Origin of the sequence: Pseudolysinimonas sp., assembly GCF_044239695.1 — a bacterium.
In the GTDB taxonomy this organism is placed as follows: Bacteria; Actinomycetota; Actinomycetes; order Actinomycetales; family Microbacteriaceae; genus Pseudolysinimonas_A.
This window is the reverse complement of the sequence record NZ_JBIIAW010000118.1, coordinates 1-7,912: the sequence shown is the minus strand read 5'-3', so window position 1 is coordinate 7,912 and position 7,912 is coordinate 1. Positions and strand designations below refer to the sequence as shown.

Annotated in this window: 9 protein-coding genes and 2 pseudogenes; 5 read left to right on the top strand and 6 right to left on the bottom strand. The window is 70.7% G+C overall.

Going from position 1 to position 7,912, the window contains the following annotated elements; genetic code table 11:
* Positions 1 to 1,148 (bottom strand): annotated as a pseudogene (locus tag ACILQS_RS14190) (hypothetical protein); the annotation flags it as partial.
* A 110-nt stretch (positions 1,149 to 1,258) separates the two neighbouring features.
* On the opposite strand from ACILQS_RS14190, the gene ACILQS_RS14185 reads away from it, so the two are divergent.
* The 5 genes from ACILQS_RS14185 (at position 1,259) to ACILQS_RS14165 (ending at position 5,122) form a co-directional block, all read left to right on the top strand.
* A complete protein-coding gene (locus ACILQS_RS14185) occupies positions 1,259 to 2,113 on the top strand; it encodes a DUF1684 domain-containing protein (RefSeq protein WP_395640779.1) in 855 nt (284 codons plus the stop codon).
* 10 nt (positions 2,114 to 2,123) lie between these two features.
* Positions 2,124 to 2,666, top strand: a complete 543-nt coding sequence (locus ACILQS_RS14180; protein WP_395640778.1) for a GNAT family N-acetyltransferase — start codon at positions 2,124 to 2,126, stop codon at positions 2,664 to 2,666.
* A 28-nt stretch (positions 2,667 to 2,694) separates the two neighbouring features.
* Complete coding sequence (locus ACILQS_RS14175; RefSeq protein ID WP_395640777.1) at positions 2,695 to 4,329, top strand: bifunctional 3'-5' exonuclease/DNA polymerase; 1,635 nt, start codon at positions 2,695 to 2,697, stop codon at positions 4,327 to 4,329.
* A 107-nt stretch (positions 4,330 to 4,436) separates the two neighbouring features.
* A complete protein-coding gene (locus ACILQS_RS14170; protein WP_395640776.1) occupies positions 4,437 to 4,949 on the top strand; it encodes a DUF3145 domain-containing protein in 513 nt (170 codons plus the stop codon).
* 20 nt (positions 4,950 to 4,969) lie between these two features.
* Positions 4,970 to 5,122: a hypothetical protein gene (locus ACILQS_RS14165; protein ID WP_395640775.1), complete on the top strand. Its 153-nt coding sequence runs from the start codon at positions 4,970 to 4,972 to the stop codon at positions 5,120 to 5,122.
* A 95-nt stretch (positions 5,123 to 5,217) separates the two neighbouring features.
* Here the strand turns inward: ACILQS_RS14165 and ACILQS_RS14160 are convergent, their stop codons facing one another.
* The 5 genes and pseudogenes from ACILQS_RS14160 to ACILQS_RS14140 form a co-directional block, all read right to left on the bottom strand.
* On the bottom strand, positions 5,218 to 5,484 hold the full coding sequence (locus tag ACILQS_RS14160) for a hypothetical protein (RefSeq protein ID WP_395640780.1): 267 nt from the start codon (positions 5,482 to 5,484) through the stop codon (positions 5,218 to 5,220).
* Positions 5,485 to 5,796 (bottom strand): annotated as a pseudogene (locus tag ACILQS_RS14155) (pyridoxamine 5'-phosphate oxidase family protein); the annotation flags it as partial.
* Between the two features lie 136 nt (positions 5,797 to 5,932).
* A complete protein-coding gene (locus ACILQS_RS14150; RefSeq protein WP_395640774.1) occupies positions 5,933 to 7,174 on the bottom strand; it encodes a beta-ketoacyl-[acyl-carrier-protein] synthase family protein in 1,242 nt (413 codons plus the stop codon).
* A 71-nt stretch (positions 7,175 to 7,245) separates the two neighbouring features.
* Complete coding sequence (locus ACILQS_RS14145; RefSeq protein WP_395640773.1) at positions 7,246 to 7,494, bottom strand: acyl carrier protein; 249 nt, start codon at positions 7,492 to 7,494, stop codon at positions 7,246 to 7,248.
* 60 nt (positions 7,495 to 7,554) lie between these two features.
* Positions 7,555 to 7,912 (bottom strand): 3-oxoacyl-[acyl-carrier-protein] synthase III C-terminal domain-containing protein (locus ACILQS_RS14140; protein ID WP_395640772.1); only part of this gene is annotated, 358 nt, incomplete at its 5' end.

The window sequence follows — 7,912 nt, the reverse complement described above, 5'->3', positions numbered from 1 at the left end:
ACCGGCTGCGGCCAGGGCGCGAACGCCAGGGCCGCGAGGGCGACGGCGCCGACGATGGGCACGAGCGCGAGCAACCAGACGGGATCGTCGAGCTCGAGCGCGAACGGCAGGATGCCCGCCGCCGCCGTCGCGAACACCCCGAGGGTCGCCGCCCAGGCTCCCGGTGCCAGTGTGCGGGTCGCGACGCCGCAGAGCGCGGCGAGCCCGGCGAGGGTGACGGACGTGCCGACGACGAGCGTCGTCAGCTCGACCCGGCCGGCGACGAAGCTGAGCCCGACGATGGTGACGAAGGCGAAGAGCGCGGCGGCGATCGTCATCGTGACGCGATCGGCCAGCAGCGGGCTCCCGACGCGCGCCGCGAACCGACGGGCGATCTCGAACCCGAGCAGGGCGACGGCGACGGCGCCCCAGTGCCCGACGGTGGCCGACCACGGCCCGTCGACCGCGTAGCCGAAGAACGCCGGCACGACGACCAGCCCGACGAGGCCCAACCACAGCCAGGTGCGCAGCCGCACGAGCACGGCGATGAGCAGGGTCAGCGCAGACGCCACGAGGGTCGCGATCCCCGCGACAGCCCACGGGCTGACCCGTTCGGGCACGAGTTCGGCGATCGCCCAGATGTCGAGCGCCACGAACACCATCGCGAGCGCGCCGACCGCCTCGGCGGAGAAGGTCAGCCGCACCCGGGCGAGCAGCCAGGCGAACCCGAGGAACAGTACCGTGACCACCGCGATGACGACCCGTCGCACCGAGATGTCGACGTCGACGTTGAGGAACCGGAAGACGACGATCGCGACCGCGACGAGCACGGCCCCCGCGACGGCGAGCACCGACTGCAGGCTCACCTGCGAGCTGGATGCCGACCGCGCGGCGGCGGGCGCGACGACCGCCGGTGCGGCCGCGTGGACGGGGATGCCGACCGGAGGGGGCGCGAGCGACGCCTTCGTCGGGAGCCGCCCGATGATCTGCTGGCGCCGGGTCAGCAGCTCCGCCGCCTCCGCCGACACCGTGCGGAGCTCGTCGGCCACTGGACCGACCAGGATCGCGCCGCAGAACGGGCAGTGGTCCGCCCGGACCGGTCCGCGTTCGCACCGCGGGCACGTCGTCGAGCCCTGCAAGTAGCCTGCCGCCTGTTCGCTCCATGCCATGCCCGGAGTCTAGGGATCCTCGGGTGTACCCGCGCCGGACGCCCCCCGGCTGGGGAATTCGCCCGTGTCCTCCGGGTTGTACGTCAGAGACTTGAGTGAGGATGGATCCCATGACGTTGACGGCAGAGCAGCTCGCCCAGCAGACCCCCGAGCAGCAGCTCGCGTACTTCCACGAGCGCCGGGAACTGGCGGTCACCCAGCCGCTGGGCAGCCTCGCCCTCACCAACACCCAGCTCGTCGACGTCGAGCAGCCGATCTGGGGGGTCCCGGGTCGTTGGGCGCCTCGTCCGGACGGCGCGTCGGGGCTGACGGTCATCGCCGCGGCCGAGGAGGGCGTCCACGTCGACGGCGTGCTCGTCGACGGCGAGACGGTCGTCCGCGGACAGGACGACGCGAACCCGAGCGAGGTCGTCTTCAGCGACACCGTCCGCGGCAAGGTCATCACCCAGAACGGCGGCGGGTACGCGCTGCGGGTCTGGGACGCGAAGTCGGAGGCGATCGAGAACTTCGGCGGCATCGATGCGTTCCCGTATGACCCCGACTGGGTGGTCACGGCCGCCTGGGCCGAGAACCCCGAAGGCACGACGATGGGCTTCCAGCACATCAAGGACGACGAGGATGCCGCGCACAGTCCGCGCGAGGAGGTCATCCCCGGCAGCATCCGCTTCACCCGCGACGGCGTCGACTACGACCTCGCCGCCTTCAAGGCAGGCCGGGCCCTCCAGTTGGTCTTCGCCGACGCGACGAGCGGCGACACGACCTACAGCGTCGGCCGGTTCCTGTTCGTCGCCCCGAACGCCGACGGCACGATCACCCTCGACTTCAATCGCGCCATCCTCCCGCCGTGCGCGTTCAGCTACGCCTTCAACTGCCCGATGCCGCCGAAGCAGAACCGGTTCGGCATCCCGATCGAGGCGGGCGAGAAGAACGTGCTGGCGAAGGACGGCACGCTGCTGCACGGCTAGAGTCGGCGCCATGACCCGAGCACTCGATCCGGGAATCGTGATCCGCCGGGTGCGCGCCGACGAGGGGCCGCGCGTTCGACGTCTCCGGCTGGAAGCCCTCGCCGATCCGGTCGCGGCGATCGCGTTCCTCGAGACGACGGAGCAGGCGCTGGCCCGCCCGGACGCCGAGTGGAGCGAACGCGCCGCACGCAATGCGACCGCAGCCGACCAGGCGGGGTTCGTGGCGGTGCTCGACGACGAGCACGTCGGCTCGGTCGTCGTCTTCCCGCGACGGGCGGGGGAGCCGGACTACTTCCAGCGGATCCCGACGGTCGACACCGCCACGTTGGTCGGCGTCTACGTGTCTCCCCGCGTGCGGGGTCGCGGGGTGATCGACGCGCTCATCCGCGCGGCGCAGGACTGGGCTCGCGACGCCGGGTATCCCGAACTCACCCTCGACGTGCACGAGCGCAACGTCGTGGCGATCGCCGCCTACAGGCGTGGGGGATTCGAGGTGGTCGGGGAGTTCGCGGGCGACGACGGTCGCGAGATCGCGATGGCCGCGAAACTCTGAGTCGGCGGCGGGCGGCAGACTGGGGGACGTGCTCCTGGCCCTGCGTGCGACCGCCCGCGGCGTCGTCGCCACGGAACTCTCCGACGAGGGCGAACGGCGCGCCGAGACGCTGATCGCGGCGTCCGACCTGCCGACCTGGGTCGCCGGGCGCGAGACCGAGCGTCCCCGGTGGGTGTGGAGCGATACTGCCCGCTGGTACCCGCCGCTCCTCGCCGAGGGCGTGCGGGTCGAACGGTGCGTCGACCTGCGGCTGTGCCGCGCGATCCTGCGCAACGCCGTCGGGTCGGCGGCATCCGCGCTCGCGACCGGCGACCGGGATGGCTGGGACGCGCCCGCTCCCGTGCGTGCCGCCACGGCATCCGACGCGCTCTTCGATCTCGACCCTCCACCCGACGACGACGACCCCGTTGCGGAGTGGCGCCGGCAGCGGGATGCCGTGGCCGGGGCGGGCGACGACGGGCGGCTGGGACTGCTGCTCGCGGCGGAGAGCGTCGGAGCGCTCGTCGCGGCGGAGATGCAGTTCGCAGGGCTGCCGTTCGACACTGCCGAGCACGATCGCGTTCTCACTGAACTGCTCGGCGCCCGGATCCCGGGAGCTCGTCCGTCGCGGCTCGCAGCTCTCGTCGGGCGGCTGCGCGATCTGCTCGACGCGCCGACGCTCAACCCCGACTCGCAGCCCGACCTGCTGAGGGCGCTGCAGAACGCCGGCTTCCGGGTGGAGTCGACGAGCAAGTGGGAGGTCCGCCAGATCGAGCATCCGGCCGTCGCGCCGCTGCTGGAATACAAGGCCTTGTCGCGGCTGCACTCGGCCAACGGCTGGCACTGGGCCGAGGAGTGGGTGAGCGGCGGCCGTTTCCGCCCGGTCTACCTGCCGGGAGGCGTCGTGACCGGGCGATGGGCGGCCGACGGCGGGGGAGCGCTGCAACTGCCGAAACAGGTGCGCGCGGCCGTCATCCCGGATGCCGGCTGGACGCTCGTGGTCGCCGACGCGTCGCAGTTGGAACCGCGAGTTCTCGCCGCGATGTCCCGCGACCGCGCGATGGCCCGCGCCGGCCAGGCGAGCGACATGTACCAGGGGATGGTCGAGACCGGCGCGGTCGAGACCCGCTCCCAGGCGAAGTACGGCATGCTCGGCGCGATCTACGGCGGCACGACGGGGGAGAGCGGTCGGATGAGGCCGCGCATCGAGAAGGCGTTCCCCGCGGCGATGGCCTTCGTCGAGGCTGCGGCGCGCGCGGGGGAGCACGGTGACGTCGTCAGCACATGGCTCGGCCGTTCCTCGCCGCCGGGGCAGGGGCTGGGTTTCGACGAGACCGCCTCGCCTACCCAGCAGCGCAGCCGGCAGCAGCGCGCAGCGGCCTGGGGACGGTTCACCCGCAACTTCGTCGTGCAGGGCACCGCCGCCGAGTGGGCGCTGTGTTGGATGGGGTCGCTCCGCCGTCGACTGTGGTCGCTCGACGGCGACGGGTTGCTCGCCAAGCCGCACCTGGTGTTCTTCCTGCACGACGAACTGGTCGTACATGCCCCCGTCGCGCTGGCCGATCAGGTGGTCGAACTCATGCGCGAGTCGGCCGCGGAGGCCGGGCGGCTGCTGTTCGGCGGGGTACCGGTGGAGTTCGCGGTGTCGGTCTCGGTCGTGGATCGCTACTCCGATGCCAAATGACACCCTTGTGATTCGCAGGTCAGACGGGCATAATCAGCCCTGAGTCATATATCTCGCCGTTTCGACAGGTCGATGGGGAAGTCGCATCCTGACGAATGGAGAGAGAAGTGGCTGCAGTGCAATCGAAGATCGCACGCGGAGTCGTCTACATCCACTCCGCGCCTAGCGCGTTGCGCCCCCACGTCGAGTGGGCGGCGGGTCGCGCCCTCGGACGCGCCGTCAATTTCGACTGGCGCGAGCAGCCCGTTCTCAAGGGCGCCTTCCGCACCGAGTTCTCGTGGCAGGGCGAGCGGGGCACCGGCGCCGCTCTCGCGTCCGGCCTGCGCGGCTGGGAGCACCTCCGCTACGAGGTCACCGAGGACGCCGGACTCGGCACCGACGGCGGCCGCTGGATGCACACGCCCGACCTGGGCATCTTCTACGCGCAGACCGACACGGCCGGCAACATGGTCGTTCCCGAGGATCGCGTGCGCGCGGCCATGGAGTCGGCGGGGTCGGACGCCTTCGAACTGCACCGGGAACTGCGCCTCGCCCTCGGGCAGTCCTGGGACGACGAGCTGGAGACTTTCCGTCGCGCCAACGAGGAATCGCGCGTCATCTGGCTCCACAAGGTCGGCTGAGCGAAAGGTCGACTGAGCAGATGCGCACTCCGGTCATCACCCAGATCCTGCACGACGAGGTCGCCGAGATCCTCACGGCCGACGTCATCCTCGACACCTCCGCCCTCGCGCCGCTCGGTGCCGAGGGGGAAGGGGAGTGCGCCGTCCACGACGGCTGCCGCCCCATCGACTGACCCCCCGACCCCCCGGGGCTGTTCGCCCGATTCCGAAGCCCCACCCAGGCGCAAACCACGGAATCGGGCGAGCAGCCCTCCTTCTCGGAACGCGGTCAGGCGTACAGACCCTTCGAGTAGTTCGCGACCTCGTAATACGCGTCGATCTCCTCGATCGGTTCCTCCGGACGCTCGCAGAGCTGCGCGATCACCGCGCGGCGCGGCACGAGCCCTTCGGGATCCCAGGTCTCCGCATCCCACAGCTGCGACCGCAGGAACGCCTTCGAGCAGTGGTGGAAGATCTCGTCGATCTCGACGACGATCGCCAGCAGCGGGCGGTGCCCCTTGACGACCATCTCGTCGAAGAACGGGGCGTCGCGCACGAGTCGGGCCCGGCCGTTGATGCGCAGGGTGTCTCCGCGGCCCGGGATGAGGAAGATCAGCCCGACCTGCGGGTTGCCGAGGATGTTGCGCTAACCGTCGGCGCGGCGGTTGCCCGGGCGTTCCGCGATCGCGATCGTGCGGTCGTCGAGCACGTGCACCAGGTCCCCGGCCGGGTCGCCCTTCGGCGACGCGTCGCAGCTGCCGTCGGCGCCGGTGGTCGCGAGGACGCAGAACGGGGATGCCGCGAGCCAGTCGCGATCGACCGGAAGCAGCGCCGGGCGCGCCTTGTCCCGCGTGCGCGGCAGCGGCATCCCGATCACCGCCGTCAACTGCTCGAGGTCGTCGATCGTGTTCCAGTCGGCTGACGTCACACGTCGAACCTACGCCTCAGCCGGGTTGGGTTTCGATACACCGCGCTGCGCGCGGCACTCAACCCGCGGAGCGCCCTCAGTCGTCGTAGGAGCGGATCGCGACGACGGCGTTGTGGCCGCCGAACCCGAAGGAGTTGCTGATCGCGAGCTGCGGCGCGTCGCCCAGGGCGTGCGGCGCGGTCGGCACGAACAGCGGGATCTCGGGGTCCTGGTTGTCGAGGTTGATCGTCGGCGGGGCCGTGCGGCTCTGCACCGCGAGCACCGTGATGAGCGCCTCGAGAGCCCCGGTACCGCCGAGGAGGTGCCCGTGAGCGCCCTTCGTGGCCGAGACCGGGATGTCGCGCACGCGGTCGCCGAACACGGCCTGCAGCGCCTTGTACTCGGCGATGTCGCCGACCGGGGTGCTCGTGGCGTGCGCATTGATGTGCGTGACCTCGTCGACGGTCGCGCCGGCCTGGGCGAGAGCGGCATGCACGGCGCGGGCGGCACCGCGGCCCTCGGGGTCGGGAGCGGTGATGTGGTACGAGTCGCTCGTCACGCCACCGCCGGCGATCTCGGCGTAGATCTTCGCGCCGCGTGCCAGGGCGTGGTCGAGGGTCTCGAGCACGAGGGTCGCGGCGCCCTCGCCCATGACGAATCCGTCGCGGTCGACGTCGTACGGCCGCGAAGCCCGGGTGGGCTCGTCATTACGGCGGGAGAGGGCCTGCATCGACGAGAACGAGGCGAGGGTGATCGGGTGCACGCACGACTCGGTGCCACCGGCCAGGATGATGTCGGCGTAGCCCATCTGGAGGTGGTCGTAGGCGTTCGCGATGGCTTCCGTGCTGGACGCGCAGGCCGACACGTCGGTGCGGGCGAAGGCGCGGGCATCCAGATCCATCGAGACCGCCGCGGATGCCGCGTTCGGCATGAGCATCGGCACGGTCATCGGCAGGACGCGGCGCGAACCCTTCTCGCGGAGGGTGTCCCAGGCGTCGAGGAGGGTCCACAGGCCGCCGATGCCGGTCGAGTACTCGACGCCGATGCGGGTCTTGTCGATGTCGGGCGCTCCGGCGTCCGCCCAGGCCTCACGGGCCGAGATGAGGGCGAACTGGGCGCTCGGGTCGAGACGCTTGGTCTCGACGCGCTCGAGCACCTCCGAAGGGCGCACCTTCGCCTCCATGGCGAAAGTCACCGGAAGGTCGTACTTGGTCGCCCACTCGTGGGTGAGCGAGTTGGCCCCGGACTCACCGGCGAGCAGTGCCGTCCAGGTGTCCTGGGCGGTCCCGCCGAGCGGGGTGGATGCACCGATGCCGGTGACGACGATTCGCGTGGTCATTCGAATTCCCGTTGTCTTGTGAAGCAGTGTCTGGGGAGCGGGGCGGGGGCTCGCGCCCCCACCCCGGTCTCTTAGCCCTGGGCCTTGACGATGAAGGTGACGGCGTCGCCGACGGTGACGAGGTTCTTGACCTCTTCGTCGGGGATCTTCACGTCGAACTTCTCCTCGGCGTTGACGACGATCGTCATCATCGAGATGGAGTCGATGTCGAGGTCGTCGGTGAACGACTTGTCGAGCTCCACGCTGTCGGTCGCGATGCCGGTCTCGTCGTTGATGAGCTCGGCGAGGCCCGCGAGGACCTCTTCGGTGGACAGTGCCATGTGTTTCTCCTTGCTGGGATGTGGAACTTCGTGACGTTCGAATGACCGACGTCGAGTCTATTAGGGGAGCCGGACGACCTGAGCGCCGTAGACGAGCCCGGCGCCGAAGCCGATCTGCAGGGCGAGTCCGCCGCTCAGTTCGGGGTGCTCCTGGAGCAGGCGGTGGGTGGCGAGCGGGATGGACGCGGCCGAGGTGTTGCCGGTGGTCTCGATGTCCCGCCCGATCGCGACCTTCTCGGGAAGCCCGAGCTGCTTGGCGAGTTCGTCGATGATCCGCATGTTGGCCTGGTGCGGGATGAACGCGGCGAGCTCGTCGACCGTGACGCCGGCCTTCTCCAGCGCCTGCTTCGCGACCTTCGCCATCTCCCAGACGGCCCAGCGGAACACGGTCTGCCCGTCCTGCCGCATCGTCGGCCAC